Genomic DNA, 21,312 nt, shown 5'->3' on the forward strand with positions numbered 1-21,312 from the left:
ACCCCGCAAGATCTCGCCACCCACCCAGACCGAGGCGAGAACCCCAAGCAAGCAACTCTTCCCAGCGCCCGCCGAGATTCAGACAGCACAGCCTGGCGCGGCGGCCTTAAGAAACAAAAAGGGCCGTCCCAAATAGACGGCCCCCAAAGACGAACAAAGAAAGCACTCAGCCCGTCAACACACAATCCAAAGCCTCCGGCGCACCCAACCGCACCCGGAACTCCCTCAACTCATCCCGCCGGAACACATGCACAGTCACCCGATCCCCCACCCGGTACTGCGCCAGCAACAGTTCCAGCCCCGCCGGCGCATCCACCCGCAAGCCGTCCACCGCCACCAGCACATCCCCGGCGGACAACCCGCCCTTATGCCCCGCGCCGCCCTCCAGCACTGTCGCCAGCACCAGCGATTCCCCCTGCTTGCGCGTACGCACATCTAGCGAAGGAATATTGGCCGCCGTCTTCCATTGCAGCTTGATGCCCTGCGGCTCCAGCAACTCCGCCAGCGGCACATCCGCCGTCCCATAGGCATGGCGCGCGATGAAGCGCCGCGTATCCACGCCAGTGGCTTCACGAATCAGCGCCGGCAGTCCATCTTCCGGCAACCCTTGCGGCTTGCCCTGATAGAAATCGCGTCCGTAGCGGCTCCAAAGCAAGCGCATCACATCATCCAGCGAGTGCGCGCCACCCGTTTCCCGGCGGATCAGCAGATCCAGTCCCAGTGCCACCAACGCGCCCTTGGTGTAATAGCTGACCAGCGCGTTCGGCGAATTTTCATCCTGCTTGTAATAGCGCGTCCAGGCATCGAACGAGCTCTCCGCCACCGACTGCTTCAACCGGCCCGGTGTACGCGCCACGCTGGTGATGGTCTTGGCCAGCAGCCGCAGATAGTCAGGCTGCGTGATCGCGCCCGAGCGCAACAGCAGCAGATCGTCGTAATAGGACGTGAAGCCTTCGAATACCCACAGCAGACGCGTCAGATCGGGCTGCGAAAGATCGTAGGGCACGAAGGCTTCCGGCTTGATCCGCTTCACGTTCCAGGTATGGAAGTATTCATGGCTTACCAGGCCCAGAAAGCCGCGATAGCCTTCGCCCTGGCCTTGCTGGCCCATCACCGGCAGATCCTTGCGGGCCGTCATCAGCGCGGTGCTGGCGCGATGCTCCAGGCCGCCATAGCCGTCGCCCGTCACCATGGTCATGAACACATAGCGGTCCGAGCTGTCCAGGAACGGCGCGCGCTTGCTGCGGGGCTCGAAGAACGCAATCTGCGTTTCGCAGATCTTGCGCACGTCTTCCGTGATCCGTGCCAGGTCCAGATTGGGTGCAACGCCCGTGAACACCAGTTCGTGTTCGGCGCCATGCGCCACGAAGCTCGAAACCTGTGGCGTGCCCATCTCCACCGGATGGTCGATCAGCGCGTCATAGTCCGGCGCCAGGTACAGCCCGAAACCGTGGCGGCGCGCGGCGCCCTTGTGGCCGCGCGCTTCAGGCAGGCTGGTGTAGACCTTCCAGCCCTGGATCGAGCGCGGCGGCGCCAGGTCCACCAGGCAGGGCAGATGGTCCTGGCCATGCACGCGCAGGAACACGCTGGTGCCGTTGAAAAAGCCGTGGGTTTCGTCCAGATGCGCGCCGCGCACCGACAGGTCCCAGGCATAGACCTCGTACTCCACCCGCAGCGGACCCTCGCAGGGCGCGGCCTGCCAAGTGTGGTTGTCGATCTTCTCGACAGGCACGCGCCGCGTGCCCGAATAGGCCGTCAGCGATTCGATCTGGCGCGAGAAATCGCGGATCAGGTAGCTGCCCGGAATCCAGGCCGGCAGCGACAGGCGCTGGCCGTCGGGGGAGGGCGCGGCGATGCTTAGGGTTATCCGGTAGCGGTGTCCGGCCGGATCATGGGGCGCGAGGCGGTAAAGTAGCGGCAAAGCGTAGTCTTTTTCCATGGCCATATCTTACTTTCATACTTATTCGGAGACATCAATGAGCGAGTCGTTTGTGCTGGTCGAAACCCGGGGCCGCGTCGGCCTGCTGACGCTGAACCGTCCCAAGGCCCTGAACGCCTTGAACGATCAACTGATGGATGAGCTCGGCGCGGCCCTGCTGGCGTTCGAAGCGGACGCCGATATCGGCGCCGTGGTCATCACCGGCAGCGAAAAAGCCTTCGCCGCGGGCGCCGACATCGGCGCCATGAAAGACTGGTCCTACATGGACGTGTATGGCAGCGAATACATCACGCGCAACTGGGAAACCCTCAAGCGCATCCGTAAACCCGTGATCGCGGCCGTGGCCGGCTACGCCCTGGGCGGCGGCTGCGAACTGGCCATGATGTGCGACATCATCATCGCCGCCGACACCGCCAAGTTCGGCCAGCCCGAAATCAAGCTGGGCGTGATTCCGGGCGCGGGCGGCACCCAGCGCCTGCCGCGCGCGGTGGGCAAGGCCAAGGCCATGGACCTGGCGCTGACCGCCCGCATGATGGGCGCCGAGGAAGCGGAACGCGCCGGCCTGGTGTCGCGCGTGGTTCCGGCCGACAAGCTCATGGAAGAAGCCATGGACGCGGCCACCGTCATCGCCTCCATGTCCCTGCCGTCGGTCATGATGGCCAAGGAATGCGTCAACCGCGCCTTCGAAGGCTCGCTCAACGAAGGCCTGCTGTTCGAGCGCCGCGTGTTCCATTCGCTGTTTGCGACCGAAGACCAGAAGGAAGGCATGGCCGCCTTCACCGAGAAGCGCAAACCGGACTTCAAACACCGTTAATCCTTGTTACGCCCGGGCGGCCTGTCCGGGTGCACCAGGATCCGCCCCGCGCGCCCTCCCAGGGCGCGTTTTTTTGCGCGCTTCCAGGCCCATGAGCGGAGTTGCGCCTTGAAACGGTTCGGCAGCACCTTGTTGCAGAGTTCGGCCCTATCCTGAAAAAGCGTCACCGCGAGGTGCCGCGCCAGAGAGGCTTGCCCGAACTGGCAAGCCCGGCGCGGCGGCTCGCTTGCAGACAAAATCAATAAGGAGCCTTGCATGCGTACATCCATCGCTACCCGCCGCTGGTCCGCCGCGGTCCTTGCTGGCGCACTGAGCGCCTGCTTCGTCACCGCCGCCCAGGCGCAATCGCCGCGGCCTACTTTGCGCCTGGTGTCCGAGACGCCGTACCCGGCCGCCTCCGCGCCCGCGGCGCAGATGAGCGAGCAAGAGCTGCGCGACATCGCCATCGACGCCTATGTCTATGCTTATCCGATGGTGCTGATGGAGTTGGCCCGCCGCAAGGCCACCGCCGTGCAGACGCCGCTGGATGGCAAGGCGCCGGTGAACCAGTTCGGCCACAAGACCGCCTTCCCCGATCCGCGCGCGGGCGACGTGCCCTGGCCCAGCGCCGACGCGCTCTATTCCAGCCTCTGGTTCGACGTGTCGCGCGCCCCGCTGATCGTGAACCTGCCCGCGACCGGCGACCGCTATATGGTGTTGTCGGCGTTGGACATGTGGAGCGACGTATTCGCCTCGCGCGGCACGCGCACCAACGGCAACGGCGCTCAGTCGTTCGCCATCGTCGGCCCAGGCTGGCAGGGCAGCGTGCCCCCCGGCATGGACGTGATCCACAGCCCTACGGCCACCGGCTGGTTGATCGGCTGGACCCAGGCGGGCGGCCCGCAGGACTACGCGGCCGTCAATCAGATCCAGGCCGGCATGACCGCCAGCCCGATGGCCGCGCCTGTGCTCGCCAGGCCCGCTGCCAACCGCGGTTCCCGCAGCGCCTATCCGCAAACGGGGCCCGGCGTGGGTTCGGCGCCGATCGGCAGCGACCTGCCGCCGCCTATGCCCGTGACGGTGCCCGACGGCACGCCGGCCGAACAGGCGGCCGGCATGGACGCCGCCTCGTTCTTCACGCTGTTCTTCGACGTGATGCGCAGCAACCCGCCGCACGCCAACGACACGCCCATTCTGGACCGCATGCGCCGCATCGGCCTGGACAGCCGCCAGCCGTTCTCGTATGGCCGCCTGAGTCCGGCCGTGCAGCAGGCGCTGGCGCAGGCCCAGCCGTTGGCCGGCCGGCGCATCGCTGATGGCGTGTCGCGCCTGGGTACGCCCATGAACGGCTGGAGCACCGTGCTGTCCGGCATCGGTACCTATGGCACCGACTACACGCGCCGCGCCGCCATCGCCTATGCCGGCCTGGGCGCGCCGACGCCGGAAGACGTGCTGTACCCGGTCACGGTGTCCGACTCCAAGGGCCGCGCGCTGAATTCCGATGAAGACTATGTATTGCACTTCGACAAGGGGCAGTTGCCGCCGGTCAACGCATTCTGGTCGCTGCACGTCTATGACGACAAGCACGGCTTCGCCGACAATCCGGCCAACCGCTACGTACTGCGCAGCACCGATGGCCTGAAGTACAACGCCGACGGTTCGCTGGACATCTACATCCAGCGCCGCGATCCCGGCGAGCGCAAGCGCTCGAACTGGATCGCCACGCCGGCCGCCGATGCGCCGTTCCTGCTCAGCATGCGCCTGTACTCGCCGCAGGATACGGCGTTGGACGGACTGTGGGCGCCGCCGCCGGTCAAGGAGGATTGATCCTGGTTTGATGGTATAAAGCGCGGCCTCCATGACGGAGGCCGCGGTTCATTGAGCAGGGTTTGCGCAGCATGCTGCGAGGGGTGATTCGCGTCCCTAATTTCGGCCGATCCAAGCGTTGTTTGCGCCTTACAAACGGCCGAAAGTTCATTTGCTAGGGTAAAAAGAATCACGCTATACTCTGCGGGTTTGACGCTTGCGGGATAAGAACACGTAGCGGCTGACAAGTAGCGGGCACGGTGTTGATGAGCCTTTTGAAATCAACGACTTGGCGCCGGCTATGGGGGCAGCTACGGGCAGCGAGACGCGCCGGTTCTGATAGGGGCAAAGAAGCAAAGCGAGGAAGTTTGATGCAACAGAACTCCATGCAGCATGAAGTGCGGCAGGGTCCGGTTGACGGTCAGGGTCAGCAGCAAGCAATGTTTGACCACGACATGACGGATAAAGTTCTGGTTCTCAGTGACGCGGATCGCGCGGCGCTGAATGCTCAAGCTAGCCGCGGGCTCCTGTTGGCATTGGCAGCGCAAGGTGCCATGGGGCTCGCAGCAGCAGTAATTGCGGGGGTTGTCGGAGGGGCGGCGGCAGGTTGGTCGGCGCTGGCGGGGGCGGGAGCGTATTTCATTCCCAATGCGTTGTTCGCATTGCGCCTGGCTGTCAGCGTACGGGCCGGTAAGGCCAGTCCCTTTACCTTTCTCTCTGGTGAGTTGATCAAGTTGTTCGCAACGGCGCTGCTGTTGTGGCTGCTTTCGCGTGTGACGCAGGATAGCCTCGTATGGCCTGCCGCGTTGCTCGGTCTGATACTCACATTGAAGGGCTATCTCCTGCTCTTGATGTTCCGCAAGTTGTCATAGCGCCGAGCAGGTTTACGGCAAACGAAATCGTGGAATCGTCCGGTTCGCAAGGGCCGGGCACAGCAAATAGGGTAGGATTCAAATGGCTGCTGCCAGCGACGTGTCGCCTCAGTCCGCGTATATTCAGCACCACCTGGTGCATCTGAACAATACGGGTGAGAAACAGAGCGCTATCGCTCAGTTCGACATCATCAACTACGACTCGTTGTTCTGGTCGGGCCTGATGGGTCTGATCGTCATTTTCTTCCTGTGGCGCGCTGCGCGCCGCGCCACCAGTGGCGTGCCGGGCCGTTTCCAGGCCTTCGTGGAAATGATCGTCGACATGGTCGACGACCAGGCCAAGGGCATCGTCCACAACGCCAAGAGCCGTCTTTTCATTGCCCCGCTGGCGCTCACCGTGTTCCTCTGGATCATCCTGATGAACGCGCTGGACCTGCTGCCCGTCGACCTGCTGCCCTCCATCTGGCGCCTGACCGGCCTGGGCGCTGAGCACGGCGATCCGCTCTACTACCACCGCATTCTGCCGACCGCCGACCTGAACGTGCCGATGGGCATGTCGCTGGGCGTGCTGCTGCTGATGTTCTACTACGGCATCAAGATCAAGCACCCGGGCGGCTTCGTCAAGGAACTGTTCACCGCGCCGTTCCACGCGCACGGCATCGGCGCCATCGTGCTGGCCCCGTTCAACCTGCTGCTGAACCTGATCGAATACGCCGCCAAGTCCGTGTCGCTGGGCATGCGGTTGTTCGGCAACATGTTCGCCGGCGAACTGATTTTCATGCTGATCGCCCTGCTGGGCGGCGCCTGGACCGGCTTCAACGGCGCCAGCATCGGCCTGGGCATCGGCCACATCCTGGCCGGCTCCATCTGGGCGATCTTCCACATCCTGATCGTTCTGCTGCAGGCCTTCATCTTCATGATGCTGACGCTGGTGTACCTCGGCCAGGCTCACGAAGGCCACTGATCCCCCGAATTTCCCATGCTGGCCACCCGGCCAGCATGGGATAGCAAGATTATCTTGCATTGAGCAGTACCCCTTATTTTTCAATTTTTGACTTCAGATTTCTAACCAAGGAGTTGTCATGACCAACGTCGCTTTCGTTGCCCTCGCTTGCGGTCTTATCATCGGTCTGGGCGCTATCGGCGCTTGCATCGGCATCGCACTGATGGGCGGCAAGTATCTGGAAGCCTCGGCTCGTCAGCCTGAACTGATGAACGCTCTGCAAACGAAGATGTTCCTGCTGGCTGGCCTGATCGACGCGGCATTCCTGATCGGCGTGGGTATCGCCATGCTGTTCGCCTTCGCCAACCCGTTCGTCGGCTAAGGCACCGCCCGCCGGCGAAAAGGCGGGTCATGACGCTGGCGGCGATGTGGGTGCAAGCTCCGTCGCCGACTAGCAAAGTATCGAGTGCTCCGTGACGCCCCTTTCCGGGTGCGGTCGGAGCCGCAAGGTGTTAAAGGAACGACCGTGAATCTGAACGCGACGATCATTTTCCAGATGCTCGTGTTCTTCGTTCTTGGCTGGTTCACGATGAAATTCGTGTGGCCTCCCCTGACGAAGGCGATGGACGAGCGCCGCCAGAAAATCGCCGACGGCCTGGCCGCCGCCGAGAAGGGCAAAGCCGATTTGGCTCAAGCCCAGGCGCGCGTCAGTCTGATCGAGGCTTCTGCCAAGTCCGAAAACCACGCCCGCATCATCGAGGCCGAGAAGCAAGCCGCCTCCCTGATCGAGCAGGCCCGCCGTGAAGCGGAAGCCGAACGCGCCCGTATCGTGGCGCAGGCTGCCCAGGATGCCGCGCAGGAAGTCCAGCGCGCCCGCGACCTGCTGCGCGACGACGTCGCTGCGCTGGCCGTCAAGGGTGCTGAACAGATCCTCAAGCGCGAGGTTGACGCCCGCGCACACGCCGAGCTGCTCAACCAGCTTCGCGCGCAGCTTTAATCCGGGACCGTCATGGCTGAACTTTCCACTGTTGCCCGGCCCTACGCTGAAGCGCTCTTCAGCGCGGCGCGCGACGACCGCGCCGGCTTGCCGGCCTGGTCCGATCTGGTCAGCGAACTGGCTCAGGTCGCCTCCAACCCCGACGTGCGCGAGGCCATGGCCGACCCGCGTCTGGGCGACAAGCAGCGCGTCGAGCTGTTCTCCGGCCTGGTAAAGGCCGAACTGCCTCAAGCCGCCCGCAATTTCATCGAGCTGCTGGTCGAAAACGACCGGCTGCTGCTGCTGCCCGACATCGCCGCGCAATTCGCGGTGCTGCGGAATCGTCACGACGGCACGGCGCAGGCGGAAATTACCAGCGCGTTCGAAATGAGCGATGCCCAGGTCAAAGAACTGGTCAGCGCGCTCGAACAAAAATTCGGCCTCAAGCTCAAGCCCAGCGTCACCGTTGATCCGTCGCTGATCGGCGGCGTGCGCGTGGCCGTCGGTGACCAGGTGCTCGATACTTCCGTACAAGCCCAATTGGCCCGCATGCGCGATCAGCTCGCCGCTTAAGGCAACTAACAGGATTCCAGGAGTCAATATGCAACTCAATCCCTCCGAGATCAGCGAACTGCTCAAGAGCCGCATCGAGGGCCTGGGCGCTTCGGCTGATGTCCGTACTCAGGGCACCGTCGTGTCCGTGACCGACGGTATTACCCGCATCCACGGCTTGTCCGACGTGATGCAGGGCGAAATGCTCGAATTCCCCAACAACGTTTTCGGTCTGGCGCTCAACCTCGAGCGTGATTCCGTCGGCGCCGTTATTCTCGGCGACTACACCGGCGTTTCCGAAGGCGACCAGGTCAAGACGACCGGCCGCATTCTGGAAGTTCCGGTCGGTCCCGAACTGAAAGGCCGCGTGGTCAACACGCTGGGCGAGCCGATCGACGGCAAGGGCCCGGTCAACGCCAAGGCCACCGACATCATCGAAAAAGTGGCGCCTGGCGTTATCGCCCGCCGCTCGGTGTCGCAGCCGCTGCAAACCGGCATCAAGGCTATCGACTCGATGGTGCCGATCGGCCGCGGCCAGCGCGAACTGATCATTGGCGACCGCCAGACCGGCAAGACCGCCGTCGCTGTCGACACGATCATCAGCCAGAAGGGCAAGGGCGTCACCTGCGTGTACGTCGCTATCGGCCAGAAGGCTTCGACGATCAACAACGTGGTGCGCAAGCTGGAAGAGCACGGCGCGATGGAATACACCATCGTCGTGGCCGCTTCGGCCTCCGACTCGGCCGCCATGCAGTACCTGGCCGCCTACGCCGGCTGCACGATGGGCGAATACTTCCGCGACCGCGGCGAAGACGCCCTGATCGTTTATGACGACCTGACCAAGCAAGCCTGGGCCTATCGCCAAGTGTCGCTGCTGCTGCGCCGTCCGCCGGGCCGTGAAGCCTACCCGGGCGACGTGTTCTACCTGCACTCGCGCCTGCTGGAACGCGCTGCCCGCGTGAACGAAGAGTACGTCGAGAAGTTCACCAACGGCGCCGTCAAGGGCAAGACCGGCTCGCTGACCGCGCTGCCGATCATCGAAACCCAGGCAGGCGACGTGTCGGCCTTCGTTCCGACCAACGTGATCTCGATCACCGACGGCCAGATCTTCCTGGAAACCGACCTGTTCAACGCCGGTGTCCGCCCCGCAATCAACGCCGGTATCTCGGTGTCGCGTGTGGGTGGCGCTGCTCAGACCAAGGTCGTCAAGAAGCTGTCCGGCGGTATCCGTACCGACTTGGCGCAGTACCGTGAACTGGCCGCCTTCGCGCAGTTCGCTTCCGACCTGGACGACGCGACCCGTCGCCAGCTGGAACGCGGCAAGCGCGTGGTGGAACTGCTCAAGCAGCCGCAATACCAGCCGCTGCAAGTGTGGGAACTGGCCGTCACGCTGTACACGGTCAACAACGGCTACCTGGATGAAGTGGACGTGGCCCAAGTGCTGTCGTTCGAGAAGTCGCTGAAGGATCAACTGAAGGCCAAGCATGCGGCCCTGATCCAGCGCATCGAAGACACCAAGGAACTGTCCAAGGATGACGAAGCCGAATTGGCCGCCGCCATCCAGGAATTCAAGAAGCACGGTGCTTTTTAAGAAAGTGATGGGTTAGGCGTCCGCGACGCCTCACCCATCCTTCCCGGATGGATGAGGCGCCAGCGGAACCCATCGGCCAGTCTTCACAGGAAAGCGCAATGCCCGGAATTAAGGAAATCCGAACCAAGATCAAGAGCGTGCAAAACACGCGCAAGATCACCAAGGCGATGGAAATGGTCGCCGCATCCAAGATGCGCAAGGCGCAGGAGCGGATGCGTGCTGGCCGTCCGTATGCCACCAAGGTGCGCGAGATTGCTGCGCACCTGATGCAGGCCAACCCCGAGTACAGCCACCCGTACCTGGTCGAACGCGAAGTCAAGGCGGTCGGCGTGATCATGGTCACGACCGACAAGGGCCTGTGCGGCGGCTTGAACACCAACATCACCCGCGTGACGTTGGGCAAGCTGAAAGAGTTCGAGAAGAACGGCATCGCCGTGCAAGCGACCGCTTTCGGCAACAAGGGCGTGGGCGTGCTGACCCGCATCGGCGCCAAACTGGTTTCCCAGGAAGTGCAACTGGGCGACAAGCCGCAACTCGACCGCCTGCTGGGCGCGATCAAGGTGCAGCTGGACGCCTACCTGGAAGGCCGCATCGACGCGCTGTACGTGGCCTCGACCCGCTTCGTCAACACGATGAAGCAGGAGCCGTTGTTCTTGCGCCTGCTGCCTCTGGCCAGCGGTTTGGATGATCCGTACCAGACGGGCGCTGATAGCCTGGCCAAGACCTCGGAAGTGAAGTCGGACTACAGCTGGGATTACATCTACGAACCCGACGCCCGTAGCGTGATCGACGACCTGCTGCAGCGTTACGTTGAAGGCCTGCTGTACCAAGCCGTGGCCGAGAACATGGCTTCGGAGCAGTCGGCCCGGATGGTCGCCATGAAGGCGGCGTCGGACAACGCCAAGAAGGTCATCGGCGATCTGCAACTGGTCTACAACAAGACCCGTCAGGCCGCGATCACCAAAGAAATTTCGGAAATCGTAGGGGGCGCTGCCGCCGTTTGAGGCAGGCAGCATCCCGTCAAAAGCTATCAAGCAAGGAATCGACATGAGCAACGGAACCATCGTTCAGTGCATCGGCGCCGTGGTGGATATTCAGTTCCCCCGCGATCAAATGCCCAAGATCTACGAAGCGCTTACCCTGGCCGACGAGGGTTCCTCGTTCGCCGAAAAGGGTCTGACGCTGGAAGTGCAGCAACAGCTGGGCGACGGCGTGGTGCGTACCATTGCGCTGGGCTCCAGCGACGGCCTGCGCCGCGGCATGAAGGTCACCGGCACGGGCGCCCCGATCTCGGTGCCCGTCGGCACCGGCACGCTGGGCCGCATCATGGACGTGCTGGGTCGTCCCATCGACGAAGCCGGCCCGATCCAGCACGACGAAAAGCGTGGCATTCACCAAGCGGCTCCCCGTTTCGACGAGCTGTCGCCGTCGGTGGAACTGCTGGAAACCGGCATCAAGGTTATTGACCTGGTTTGCCCGTTCGCCAAGGGCGGCAAGGTCGGCCTGTTCGGCGGCGCCGGCGTGGGCAAGACCGTCAACATGATGGAACTGATCAACAACATCGCCAAGCAGCACAGCGGCTTGTCGGTGTTCGCCGGCGTGGGCGAGCGTACCCGCGAAGGCAACGACTTCTACCACGAAATGGAAGAGTCGAACGTTCTGGACAAGGTTGCGATGGTGTTCGGTCAGATGAACGAACCCCCGGGCAACCGTCTGCGCGTGGCGCTGACCGGCCTGACCATGGCCGAGAAGTTCCGCGACGAAGGCCGCGACATCCTGTTCTTCGTGGACAACATCTACCGCTACACCCTGGCCGGTACCGAAGTGTCGGCACTGCTGGGCCGTATGCCGTCGGCAGTGGGCTACCAGCCCACGCTGGCCGAAGAAATGGGCAAGCTGCAAGAGCGCATCACGTCGACCAAGACCGGCTCGATCACCTCGATCCAGGCCGTGTACGTCCCTGCGGACGACTTGACCGACCCGTCGCCTGCCACGACGTTCCAGCACTTGGACTCCACCGTCGTGCTGTCGCGTGACATCGCCGCCCTGGGTATCTACCCGGCCGTGGACCCGCTGGATTCGTCCAGCCGCCAGCTCGACCCGCAAGTCGTGGGCGAAGAGCACTACGCCGTGGCCCGTGGCGTGCAGCAAACGCTGCAGCGCTACAAGGAACTGCGCGACATCATCGCGATTCTGGGCATGGACGAACTGTCGCCGGAAGACAAGCAGGCCGTGGCCCGCGCCCGTAAGATCCAGCGCTTCCTGTCGCAGCCGTTCCACGTTGCAGAAGTGTTCACCGGTTCGCCCGGCAAGTACGTTCCGCTGGCCGAAACCATCCGTGGTTTCAAGATGATCGTGAACGGCGAGTGCGATGCGCTGCCGGAACAGGCCTTCTACATGGTCGGCTCGATCGACGAGGCCTTCGAGAAGGCCAAGAAACTGCAATAAGGAACCGATATGGCTACCCTGCATGTGGATGTCGTCAGCGCAGAGGAAGCGATCTTCTCCGGTGAGGCGAAGTTCGTGGTGCTGCCTGGCGAAGCGGGTGAACTGGGCATTCTGCCCGGCCACACCCCGCTGATTTCGCGCATACGCCCCGGGACGGTCAAGATCGTTCGTGCCGACCAAGGCGAGGAAAACATCTTCGTCGCCGGAGGCATTCTGGAAGTGCAGCCGGGCAGCGTGACGGTTCTGGCCGACACGGCTATCCGTGCCGCCGACCTGGACGAAGCCCGCGCCCTGGAAGCGCGCCAGAAGGCCGAACAGGCCCTGGCCAACGCCAAGGACAAGGCGGACATCGCCGTGGTCGAAGCGGAACTCGCCATGCTGGCTGCGCAAGCCATCGCGGCGCGCAAGCTGCGCCAAGGCGGCCGTTCGCACTAAGCGGCGAAGCTGTGCCCCGGGGTTCGCCCCGGAATCGAAAGAAGCGGCCTCAGGGCCGCTTTTTTCATGCCTGTTTTTTCATTGCCGAGTGAAGGTCCGCCGTCCTTTGTGCGGGCCGCAATGCGATCACTACGAATAGCTGCACGCCGGTTGCAACAGTAGCCTTCAATCTTCCTAGTCAAGCGTAGGGGGAAGCGTGCGAGAAGTCCTGGATTGCGGGGTATTGCTGGCGCCCGGCCATGATGGGCCGATGCGCGATCTGGTCGCGCTGCACCCGGCCAGGCAGACGCGCGTGCGGCTCCATCTGGTGTCGCTGAGTCCGGTGCGCTATGCGACCGCGGGCATGGCGGCGCGCGATGCCGTGTCAGGCGCGCAGACCGACGCCGACGCGCAGGCCGACAGCCAGGAAGCGGACGTGCAGGCGCTGGCCCGGCTGGCGGTGGCGCTCAGGCGCTACGACTGCTGCATCCTGCCGGTGGCGCCATCATCGCTCGCCTGGACGCGCATGGCGCTGCAACAGGCGGGCAGCGCATTGAGCACGCCGGTGCTGTTGCTGATCTCCGATGTGAAGGCGCCCGCGATCGAAGACCTGCTGAGCCTGGGCGCGTCGGATTTCATCATGCAGCCGGCCTGCCTGGAAAGCATGCGGGTGCGGCTTGGCCGCCTGGCCGGCGCGGCGCACGGGCGTGGCGCGGCGCGGGCGGATATCCGCGAGCCCACGACGGCTTATCGCGAGGCGCGGATGGAACTGGGCGCGGACGGGGCGCCGAGGCTCGCTGCGTTGCACGCCCGGGTGCCACAGGATCTGGTAGAGCAAACCTTGTCGGGCATGCGCAAACCGCATCCGCGGCCTGCGCATGAATCCTTCCGCATCGCGAAGGCGCGGGTGGTGGACGGCTTCGAGCGCGACTATATCCGGCTTGCGCTGTCGCGCCATGGCGGCAACGTGGCGCAGGCGGCGCGGGCTTGCTGCAAGCACCGGCGGGCGTTCTGGGCGCTGATGCGCAAGCACGGCATCGAGGCGGCGCCGTACCGGCAGGCCGCGCAGGAGCGGGGGGCCTGAAGCGACGGACCTGCGGGCGGTCGGTCGACGCACGGCCAGCGGGCGGGGCGCCGCGCGCGCAGCCTTGCCCCTGAAAGCGCCCCGCTTGCGCGCCGGCAAGTCCGGCGCAGAGCCTGGCTGCGACTTGTCAGCCAGGGGAAGTAAAATCACGGCTTCCGATCATCGAGGATAGTCGTGTCTGCTTCCGTACTGAAGAACGATGTGTTCTTGCGCTCGCTGCTGCGCGAGCCCGTGCCCTATACCCCGATCTGGCTGATGCGCCAGGCCGGCCGCTACCTGCCTGAATACCGCCAGACGCGGGCCCGCGCAGGTTCCTTCATGGGCCTTGCTCAGAACCCGGACTACGCCTCGGAAGTCACGCTGCAGCCGCTGGAGCGTTTCGACCTGGACGCGGCCATTCTGTTCTCGGACATCCTGACGGTGCCGCACGCCATGGGCCTGGGCCTGGACTTCGCCGAAGGCGAGGGCCCGCGCTTCGCCCGTCCGGTGCGTACCGAAGAAGACGTGGCGCGCCTGGAAGTGCCGGACATGGACAAGCTGCGCTATGTATTCGATGCCGTGCGCACGATCCGGCGCGACCTGGACGGCAAGGTGCCGCTGATCGGCTTTGCCGGCAGCCCCTGGACCATCGCCTGCTACATGGTGGAAGGCCAGGGCAGCGACGACTATCGCCTGATCAAGACGATGCTGTATGCGCGTCCCGACCTGCTGCACCGCATCCTCGAAATCAACGCCGAAGCCACGCTGCAGTACTTGAACGCGCAGATCGCCGCCGGCGCCCAAGCCGTGATGCTGTTCGACAGCTGGGGCGGCGTGCTGGCCGACGGGCTGTTCCAGCAGTTTTCGCTGGCCTACACCCGCAAGGTCGTGGCCGGGCTGACCCGCGAACACGAAGGCCGCCGCGTGCCGGCCATCGTCTTCACCAAGGGCGGCGGCCAGTGGCTGGAACAGATCGCCGCTTGCGGCGCCGATGCCGTGGGCCTGGACTGGACGGTGGATCTGGCCGCCGCGCGGCGCCGCACCGGGGACTCGGTCGCGTTCCAGGGCAACCTCGACCCCATGGCCTTGTTCGGTGGCGGACCCGCCATCCGTGCCGAGGCGCGGCGCGTGCTGGACGCGTTCGGACCGGTCGGCAAGGGCGGCCACGTGTTCAACCTGGGCCACGGCATATCCCGCTTTACTCCGCCAGAAGCCGTAGCCGAATTGGTTGATGAAGTCCACCAGCACAGCCGTTCGCTGCGAGGGTAAGTGAGTGGACGCTTCGGTCTACAGGGCCGGAGCAGGAGGGTCCCTGATGACACTTGTGCACAGCAAGATTGCCCTCGGGGAAAACCCTTTAGATGCTAGTTTACAATCTCGGAAGCTCTCATAAGTCATTGTTTTAAATGGTGAAATGAGAGTTTTCAACAAGATTTCGCAAGTTTGCGCAATCTTGTCAAATTCCAATTTCCGATGTTGCTCCTGCCTTTTCCCCAAAGTTATCCACAGGCGGAAAATGGAGCGCGCCGGCATCATCCGGGATCATCCTTCTACATGCTCCGTCCTAGCACCCATGTCTGAAACGCTGTCGAACACGACCCCCGCGGTCTGCTGGGTGCGGGTGGCGCTGGACGTGCCCCTGCCGGGTCCGTTCGACTACCGCAGCGACGCGCCGGTGACGGTGGGCCTGCGGGTCATCGTGCCGTTCGGCCGCCGCAAGCTGATCGGCGTTGTGGTGGACAACCCGGCGGAGCCGTCCTTCGACCCCAAGCAGATCCGGCCGATCGAAGAGGTGCTGGATGACCTGCCGCCCTTCGACGAGGACTGGCTGCGCCTGGCCCGCTTTGCCGCTGACTACTACCAGCGGCCGCTGGGCGAGGTGATGCTGCCCACGCTGCCGCCGCCGCTGCGCAAGCCCACGGCCTACCAGGGCAAGCGCTCGGCGGGCGGACCCGTGGCGCGCCTGGACGGGCGCAAGCGCAAGACGGCGCGCGCGCCGGCCCAGGCCGACCAGCCGCCGGAGCTCAACGACGCCCAGCGCGAGGCGGTGGACGCCATAGGCGCGCTGGACGGGTTCAAGCCCGTGTTGCTGCACGGGGTGACGGGCAGCGGCAAGACCGAGGTGTACCTGCGCGCGGCCGAAAGGGTGCTGGCGGCGGGACGCCAGGTGTTGCTGATGGTGCCCGAAATCAACCTGACGCCGCAGCTCGAAGGCGCGCTGCGCGCGCGCCTGGAGGCACTCGTTGGACCGGACGGTCTGGCCGTCATGCATAGCGGCCTGTCCGATGGCGAACGCTTGCAGGCCTGGACCCGCGCCCAGCGCGGCGAGGCCCGCATGCTGCTGGGCACGCGCATGTCGGTGTTCGCGCCCTTGAGCCAGCTGGGCCTGATCGTGGTGGACGAGGAGCACGACGCGTCCTACAAGCAGCAGGACGGCTTGCGCTATTCGGCGCGCGACCTGGCGGTGTGGCGCGCCCATGACCTGAATATTCCAGTAGTGCTGGGGTCGGCCACGCCGTCCCTGGAGACCTGGCAGCATGCCGAGCGCGGGCGCTACCTGCGCCTGACCCTGCCGGGCCGGGCGCGCGCCAGCAGCCTGCCGTCCATGCGCCTGATCGACACGCGGCGCCTGCAACTGAAGCAGGGCATGTCGCCGCAACTGCTGGATGCCATCGGACAGCGCCTGGAACGCAAGGAACAGTCCCTCATCTTCCTGAACCGCCGCGGCTATTCGCCGGTGCTGCATTGCCAGTCCTGCGCGTGGGTCAGCAATTGCCCGCGCTGCACTGCATTTACCGTCCTGCACCGTACCGACGGCCGCGGCCATCGCCTGCAGTGCCATCACTGCGGCTACCAGGCCCCGGTGCCGCGCGCTTGTCCCGAATGCGGCGACCAGGACCTGGCGCCCATGGGGCGCGGCACGCAGCGGGTGGAAGAACATCTGGCGGAATTGTTTCCCGAGGCGCGCATCCTGCGCATCGACGCCGACAGCACGCGCAAGAAGGGCAGCGCCGAAGCGCTGTTCGCCTCGGTGCATGCCGGCGAGGTGGACATCCTGGTGGGCACGCAGATGGTGGCCAAGGGCCACGACTTCGCGCGCCTGGGATTGGTGGGCGTGCTGAATGCGGATTCCATGTTGTTCGCGCATGACTTCCGCGCGCCCGAGCGCCTGTTCGCGCAGCTGATGCAGGTGGCGGGCCGCGCCGGCCGCCATCAAGGCAACGGCGAGGTGCTGATACAGACCAACTACCCCGAGCAGCCGGTCTATCAGGCGCTGCTGCGGCATGACTACGCGGGCTTTGCCCGCCATGCCCTGCACGAGCGGGAAAGCACCGGCCTGCCGCCTTTCGTTTACCAGGCCCTGCTGACCGCGGAGGCGCGCGAGCTGAAGGTGGCGCTGGAATTCCTGGAGCGGGCGCGGGCCTTGCCCGAGGGTGAATGGGCGGCCGATTTTCCAGGCCTGGACGCCATCATGCTGTACGACCCGGTGCCGCTGCGCGTGGTGCGCGTGGCCAATATCGAGCGCGCCCAGTTGCTGGCGGAAAGCAGCAGCCGGCCGGCTTTGCAGGCCTTCCTGGCGTCCTGGTCGCACCACCTGCCGTACCTGGCCAACGAGGCCCGCGTGCGCTGGCAACTGGAAGTCGATCCGTTGGAAATCTGATCGGCTGCGGCCGGGGCCAATGCGCCGTCGATCCGATTGTTCTATGATCTTTCTCCTCTATCGCGCCGGCGCGGCAGGCCCGCCGTGGCGGCTGCGCCCGTCCCCTTTTTCTCGCGTGTTACCGGCCCGCTGACGGGCGGCCGCAAGCTTCGTGCTTGCTGGCCGCAGCTTCAATGCGGCCGCCGCGATGCATGATCACCTGACTCGAATGTCCGCCAGCGAACCTATAGCCCAAGGCATGAACCCCGCTCAACGCGAAGCGGTGCTGTACCTGGACGGCCCCTGCCTGGTGCTGGCCGGCGCCGGCAGCGGCAAGACGCGCGTGATCACGCAGAAGATCGCCTACCTGCTGCGCGAGTGCGGCTATATGGGGCGCAACGTGGTGGCGCTGACCTTCACCAACAAGGCCGCGCGCGAGATGGACGAACGCGTGAAGACCCTGGTGGATCGCAAGCTGTCCAAGGGCCTGATCATCAGCACCTTCCATTCGCTGGGCGTGAAGATGCTGCGCGAGGAGGCGCGCAACGCGGGCCTGAAGCCGACGTTTTCGATCCTGGACGCCGACGATGCCATGGCCATCATCCAGGAACTCTTGAACACGACCGACAAGGCCCGCCTGCGCCACGTGCAGGGCATCATCTCGCTGTGGAAGAACGGCTTGATGGAACCGGACGATGCCGCGCGCGAAGCCATCACGCCGGCCGACGTGGAGGCGGCCAACGTCTACCGCAGCTACGCCGCCACGCTGGCCGCCTACCAGGCGGTGGACTTCGACGACCTGATCCGCATCCCCGCGCTGCTGCTGGCCAACAACGAAGAAGTGCGTACCCGCTGGCAGAACCGCGTGCGTTATCTGCTGGTGGACGAATACCAGGACACCAACGTGTGCCAGTACCGCCTGGTGCAGCTCCTGACGGGTTCGCGCGCCATGTTCACGGCGGTGGGCGATGACGACCAGGCGATCTACGCCTGGCGTGGCGCAACCATCGAGAACCTGGCCAAGCTGACCACCGACTACCCCAACATCAAGCTCATCAAGCTGGAGCAGAACTACCGGTCGGTGCAGCGCATCCTGGCGGCCGCAAACCAGGTGATTGAAAAGAACCCCAAGCTGTTCGACAAGAAGCTGTGGTCCGATCTGGGCGTGGGCGAACCCATCCTGGTATCGGCCATGGACGGCGAGGAGCAGGAGGCCGAATCCATCGCCATGAAGGTGTCGGCTTCGCGCTTCGAGCGCCAGGCGCAGTGGAAGGATTTTGCCATCCTGTACCGCAGCAATCATCAATCGCGCATCCTGGAACAGGCGCTGCGCAACCTGAAGATCCCGTACACGATCTCGGGCGGGCAGAGTTTCTTCGACAAGACCGAAGTGCGCGACGTGCTGGCCTATCTGCGCATCCTGGCCAACGACGACGACGATCCGGCCTTCATCCGCGCGGCCACCACGCCCAAGCGCGGCATCGGCCAGGCCACCTTGCAGACGCTGGGGCAGTACGCCGCAAGCCGCGAGCTGTCGCTGCTGGCGGCCGTGGCCGAGACCGGCCTGGAAAGCCTGCTGGCGCCACGGCAGCTGGAGCCGCTGCGCACCTTCACCGAGTTCATCCGCCGCATGCAATGGCGCGCGGGCCGTGGCGCGGCCGATGCGAAGGACGCCGCGCCGTCCGAGCCCGCGGGCGTGCTGCTGGACGATCTGCTGGAAGCCATCCAGTACGAACGCCATCTGTACGAGCTGTTCGAAGAGCGGCCCGCGCAGACGCGCTGGCAGAACGTGCTGGAGCTGACCGGATGGCTCAAGCGCAAGGCCGAAGAAGACAACATGACGCTCTTCGACCTGGTGCAGCATGTGGCGCTGGTCACCATGCTGGAGCGCGGCGAGGAAGAAGAGCCCGATGCGGTGAAGATGTCCACCCTGCATGCTTCCAAGGGGCTGGAGTATCCGCACGTGTACCTCGCGGGCGTCGAGGAAGGCTTGCTGCCGCACCTGGGCAAGGATGACGAGGTCGGCGATCCGGCGCGCGCGGCCGAGAACCTGGCTTCGCGCATCCAGGAAGAGCGCCGGCTCATGTACGTGGGCATCACGCGCGCGCAACGCAGCCTGAACCTGAGCTGGTGCAAGCGCCGCCGCCGCGCGCGCGAGGACCTGGTGCGCGAGCCTTCGCGCTTCATCGAGGAAATGGGCCTGGGCGATGTGCGCATGCAGGAAGACGCGGCCACCGCCGCAATGAATCCCAAGGAGCGCATGGCCATGCTCAAGGCGTTGCTGAAGAAATAGGGGCGGGGCGGCGGCTTGTGGAAAGCCGCGGCCTGCTCCTACACTGGACTGCGCCCGCCCCGCCGTCCGGGGGCGGCAATTCCGTGGATCGAAGGAGCGCGCCATGTGTCGCTGGCTGGCTTATACCGGTAGTCCCATACAGATGGAGAGCGTGCTGTTCAAGGCCAAGCACTCCCTGATCGACCAGAGCCTGCACTCGCGGCTGGGCGCCACCACTACCAATGGCGACGGCTTCGGGCTGGGCTGGTATGGCCGTCAACACGAAGGCCGGCCGCCGGAGCCGCCGTTCCGCTACCGCAGCGTGCATCCGGCCTGGAACGACCGCAATCTGCGGGAAGCGGCGCGCGCGATCCACGCGCCGCTGTTCGTGGCGCACATCCGCGCCGCCACCGACACGCCCGCGCAGGAAACCAACTGCCATCCGTTTCGCCACGGCCAGTGGCTGTTCGTGCACAACGGCGTCATCCGCGACTATCCGTTGCTCAGGCGCGACCTGATGCTGATGATCGCGCCGGCCTATTTCGGCTCGCTGGAAGGGTCGACGGATTCCGAGGTGATGTTCCTGCTGGCTTTGAGCTTCGGCCTGGAGGAAGACCCGCTGGCGGCGCTGGCCCGCATGGTGGGCGCGGTGGAAGAGACGGGCAGGCGGCATGGCGTGGCGCAGCCCATCAACATGACGGTGTGCGCGCTGGACGGCCAGCGGCTGATCGCCGTGCGCTATTCCAGCGAGGCCGATTCACGCACGCTGTTCCACAACACCTGCGTGCGCCATCTGCGCCAGCTATATCCCGACAATCCGCAGATCGCGGCGCTGGATGATGACGCATTCCTGCTGCTGTCGGAGCCCTTGACCGAGATGCCCGGCGCCTGGGAGGAAGTGCCCGAAGCTACCGCCATCATCGCGGGCGGCGGCACGGTGGCGCACTATCCGTTCGTGCCGGTGCCGCCGGGCGCCTGAGCCGGGCCGGGCTTCAGTGGCCCGTATGCAGGGCCGGATTCAGCGTGCCCCAGGCGGCGGTGCGCACCAGACACTCCACGGCGCCGGTCTGAGAATTGCGGCGGAACAGCAGGCCTTGCTGACCCGCCAGCGAGGTGGCCTTCACCACCGCGCCTTCCGGCGTCAGCACGCGCGTGCCGGCGGTGACGTAGCAGCCGGCTTCCACCACGCAGTCGTCGCCCAGCGAAATTCCTATGCCCGAGTTGGCGCCCAGCAGGCAGCGCTTGCCGATGGATACCACCTGCTTGCCGCCGCCGGACATGGTGCCCATGATGGATGCGCCGCCGCCGATGTCGCTGCCGTCGTCGACGATGACGCCGGCGCTGATGCGGCCTTCGACCATGGACGCGCCCAGCGTGCCGGCGTTGAAATTGCAGAAACCTTCATGCAGCACCGTGGTGCCGGGCGACAGATGCGCGCCCAGGCGCACGCGCGCGGTGTCGGCGATGCGCACGCCGCTGGGCATGACGTAGTCGGTCATGCGGGGAATCTTGTCCACGCCGCGGATTTCCAGGATCTGTCCGGAGGCGCGCAGATGCCAGCGCAGCGCATCCACCTGATCCACCGCGCAGGGCCCGGCCGACGTCCAGGCGACGTTGGCCAGCACGTTGAACAGGCCGTCCAGGTTGGCGTCGTGCGGACGGATCAGCCGGTGGCTGAGCAGGTGCAGGCGCAGATAGGCGTCGTGCGCATCGACCGGCGGTTCGTCCAGCGACGAGATCGCGGTACGCACGGCGACGATGTCGACCTTGCGGCGGGTGTCGCGGACCAGGGCGGTGGGCACATGTTCGCCCAGCGCGGCGCGGGCTTCCTCGGGCGACAGGTGGCGGGTGCCGGTGGCCGGCGAGTTGTCGGCCAGCGAGGGACGCGGATACCAGGTATCCAGGATGGCGCCGTCGGCGGCCAGCGTGGCGACGCCATAGGCGATGGCGCTGAGGGGCTTGGGGGAATCGGCCATGATGAAAGAGGAAGTGCGCAGTCTGGG

At 65.1% G+C, this 21,312-nt stretch carries 19 protein-coding genes; 16 read left to right on the top strand and 3 right to left on the bottom strand.

Annotated features, from left to right (window positions below; all coding sequences use genetic code 11):
- Positions 1 to 166 precede the first annotated feature (166 nt).
- Entirely contained in the window at positions 167 to 1,945 is a 1,779-nt protein-coding gene (locus HV766_RS01160) for a M61 family metallopeptidase (protein WP_370539839.1), read from the bottom strand.
- A gap of 31 nt (positions 1,946 to 1,976) precedes the next feature.
- Between HV766_RS01160 and HV766_RS01165 the strand changes: the two genes are divergently transcribed.
- Positions 1,977 to 2,753, top strand: a complete 777-nt coding sequence (locus tag HV766_RS01165; RefSeq protein WP_054455195.1) for an enoyl-CoA hydratase — start codon at positions 1,977 to 1,979, stop codon at positions 2,751 to 2,753.
- Here the strand turns inward: HV766_RS01165 and HV766_RS01170 are convergent.
- A complete protein-coding gene (locus HV766_RS01170; RefSeq protein ID WP_119452131.1) occupies positions 2,750 to 3,010 on the bottom strand; it encodes a hypothetical protein in 261 nt (86 codons plus the stop codon). The two genes, HV766_RS01165 and HV766_RS01170, sit on opposite strands and share 4 nt — an antisense overlap.
- On the opposite strand from HV766_RS01170, the gene HV766_RS01175 reads away from it, so the two are divergent.
- The 15 genes from HV766_RS01175 to HV766_RS01245 all read left to right on the top strand — a co-directional run bounded on the left by HV766_RS01175 (position 3,009) and on the right by HV766_RS01245 (position 20,288).
- A complete protein-coding gene (locus HV766_RS01175; protein WP_088158394.1) occupies positions 3,009 to 4,559 on the top strand; it encodes a DUF1254 domain-containing protein in 1,551 nt (516 codons plus the stop codon). The genes HV766_RS01170 and HV766_RS01175 overlap by 2 nt on opposite strands.
- A gap of 434 nt (positions 4,560 to 4,993) precedes the next feature.
- The gene (locus tag HV766_RS01180; RefSeq protein WP_367648175.1) at positions 4,994 to 5,410 is read left to right on the top strand and encodes an ATP synthase subunit I; all 417 of its coding nucleotides are present in this window, start codon (positions 4,994 to 4,996) and stop codon (positions 5,408 to 5,410) included.
- 82 nt (positions 5,411 to 5,492) lie between these two features.
- Positions 5,493 to 6,374, top strand: a complete 882-nt coding sequence (gene atpB / locus HV766_RS01185; protein WP_054455191.1) for a F0F1 ATP synthase subunit A — start codon at positions 5,493 to 5,495, stop codon at positions 6,372 to 6,374.
- 118 nt (positions 6,375 to 6,492) lie between these two features.
- On the top strand, positions 6,493 to 6,735 hold the full coding sequence (atpE, locus tag HV766_RS01190) for a F0F1 ATP synthase subunit C (protein ID WP_003815363.1): 243 nt from the start codon (positions 6,493 to 6,495) through the stop codon (positions 6,733 to 6,735).
- Positions 6,736 to 6,879: 144 nt separating this feature from the next.
- Positions 6,880 to 7,350: a F0F1 ATP synthase subunit B gene (locus HV766_RS01195; protein ID WP_013391129.1), complete on the top strand. Its 471-nt coding sequence runs from the start codon at positions 6,880 to 6,882 to the stop codon at positions 7,348 to 7,350.
- A 12-nt stretch (positions 7,351 to 7,362) separates the two neighbouring features.
- On the top strand, positions 7,363 to 7,902 hold the full coding sequence (locus HV766_RS01200; RefSeq protein ID WP_054455189.1) for a F0F1 ATP synthase subunit delta: 540 nt from the start codon (positions 7,363 to 7,365) through the stop codon (positions 7,900 to 7,902).
- Between the two features lie 28 nt (positions 7,903 to 7,930).
- Positions 7,931 to 9,472, top strand: coding sequence for a F0F1 ATP synthase subunit alpha (atpA, locus tag HV766_RS01205; RefSeq protein WP_054455187.1), 1,542 nt, complete (start codon positions 7,931 to 7,933; stop codon positions 9,470 to 9,472).
- A 98-nt stretch (positions 9,473 to 9,570) separates the two neighbouring features.
- Positions 9,571 to 10,476 carry a F0F1 ATP synthase subunit gamma gene (gene atpG / locus HV766_RS01210; protein ID WP_054455186.1) on the top strand — a complete coding sequence of 302 codons (906 nt, stop codon included), beginning with the start codon at positions 9,571 to 9,573 and terminating at the stop codon, positions 10,474 to 10,476.
- Between the two features lie 43 nt (positions 10,477 to 10,519).
- A complete protein-coding gene (gene atpD / locus HV766_RS01215; protein WP_054455184.1) occupies positions 10,520 to 11,920 on the top strand; it encodes a F0F1 ATP synthase subunit beta in 1,401 nt (466 codons plus the stop codon).
- A 9-nt stretch (positions 11,921 to 11,929) separates the two neighbouring features.
- Positions 11,930 to 12,355: a F0F1 ATP synthase subunit epsilon gene (locus HV766_RS01220; RefSeq protein WP_013391134.1), complete on the top strand. Its 426-nt coding sequence runs from the start codon at positions 11,930 to 11,932 to the stop codon at positions 12,353 to 12,355.
- A 250-nt stretch (positions 12,356 to 12,605) separates the two neighbouring features.
- Positions 12,606 to 13,418, top strand: a complete 813-nt coding sequence (locus tag HV766_RS01225) for a helix-turn-helix domain-containing protein (protein ID WP_054455884.1) — start codon at positions 12,606 to 12,608, stop codon at positions 13,416 to 13,418.
- 174 nt (positions 13,419 to 13,592) lie between these two features.
- The gene (gene hemE, locus HV766_RS01230) at positions 13,593 to 14,666 is read left to right on the top strand and encodes a uroporphyrinogen decarboxylase (RefSeq protein ID WP_054455182.1); all 1,074 of its coding nucleotides are present in this window, start codon (positions 13,593 to 13,595) and stop codon (positions 14,664 to 14,666) included.
- A 304-nt stretch (positions 14,667 to 14,970) separates the two neighbouring features.
- The gene (locus HV766_RS01235) at positions 14,971 to 17,058 is read left to right on the top strand and encodes a primosomal protein N' (protein WP_054455181.1); all 2,088 of its coding nucleotides are present in this window, start codon (positions 14,971 to 14,973) and stop codon (positions 17,056 to 17,058) included.
- Positions 17,059 to 17,266: 208 nt separating this feature from the next.
- The gene (locus HV766_RS01240) at positions 17,267 to 19,330 is read left to right on the top strand and encodes a UvrD-helicase domain-containing protein (protein ID WP_054455179.1); all 2,064 of its coding nucleotides are present in this window, start codon (positions 17,267 to 17,269) and stop codon (positions 19,328 to 19,330) included.
- A 103-nt stretch (positions 19,331 to 19,433) separates the two neighbouring features.
- Complete coding sequence (locus HV766_RS01245; protein WP_054455178.1) at positions 19,434 to 20,288, top strand: class II glutamine amidotransferase; 855 nt, start codon at positions 19,434 to 19,436, stop codon at positions 20,286 to 20,288.
- A 13-nt stretch (positions 20,289 to 20,301) separates the two neighbouring features.
- Here HV766_RS01245 and dapD read toward each other — a convergent pair whose 3' ends face one another.
- Complete coding sequence (gene dapD, locus HV766_RS01250) at positions 20,302 to 21,285, bottom strand: 2,3,4,5-tetrahydropyridine-2,6-dicarboxylate N-succinyltransferase (RefSeq protein WP_054455175.1); 984 nt, start codon at positions 21,283 to 21,285, stop codon at positions 20,302 to 20,304.
- Positions 21,286 to 21,312 lie beyond the last annotated feature (27 nt).

This window comes from Achromobacter aegrifaciens (assembly GCF_902859735.1).
GTDB classification, from domain to species: domain Bacteria; phylum Pseudomonadota; class Gammaproteobacteria; order Burkholderiales; family Burkholderiaceae_B; genus Achromobacter; species Achromobacter aegrifaciens.